Origin of the sequence: Pseudomonas sp. K5002, from assembly GCF_013386655.1 — a bacterium.
Taxonomy (GTDB): Bacteria; Pseudomonadota; Gammaproteobacteria; order Pseudomonadales; family Pseudomonadaceae; genus Aquipseudomonas.
Window position 1 is genome coordinate 1 of record NZ_JACARK010001715.1, and the last position, 543, is coordinate 543.

Consider the following 543-nt stretch of genomic DNA (forward strand, 5'->3'; position numbering starts at 1 on the left):
GACCCGCATCAAGATGCATCGCCTGATCATCGAGCTCTGGCGCAAACACACGCCGGCCGTGTTGCTGGTGACCCACGACGTCGACGAAGCGATCCTGCTGGCCGACCGCGTGATCGTGCTGGCGGAGGGCAAGATTGCCGAGCAACTGCGCATCGACCTGCCCCGTGCACGGGATACCGGCCAGGACGGTTTCCAGGCGATTCGCGCGCGCTTGCTGAGCCTGTTGGGGGTTGAAGTGGACGCCCCGGCCGCCCAGCCTGCGAACGCCAGCGTCAGGCGGTTTGCCCATGGTTGAATTCAGAACCCTTTGCCTGTTGGCGGCTGCACTGCTGATGGGCGGCTGCGACAAAGCCGCTGAAGCGCCGAAGTCTGCATCGGATCTGTCGGGTGTGACCTTGATCCTCGGTGACCAGGCCAAGGGCTTGCGTACGGTGGTGGAGGCCGCCCACGCCCTGGATGGCATCGACTACAAGGTCCAGTGGGCCAACTTCCAGGGCGCCGCGCCGCTGTTCGAGGCCTTGCGCGCCGGCGCCGTGGACCTCG

2 pseudogenes are annotated in these 543 nt (G+C 66.1%); both read left to right on the forward strand.

Annotated elements, in window-relative coordinates:
- Window positions 1-295: pseudogene (locus tag HX846_RS38870) on the forward strand (sulfonate ABC transporter ATP-binding protein); the annotation flags it as partial.
- Window positions 288-543, forward strand: a pseudogene (locus HX846_RS38875) (ABC transporter substrate-binding protein); the annotation flags it as partial. The pseudogenes HX846_RS38870 and HX846_RS38875, both read left to right, overlap by 8 nt.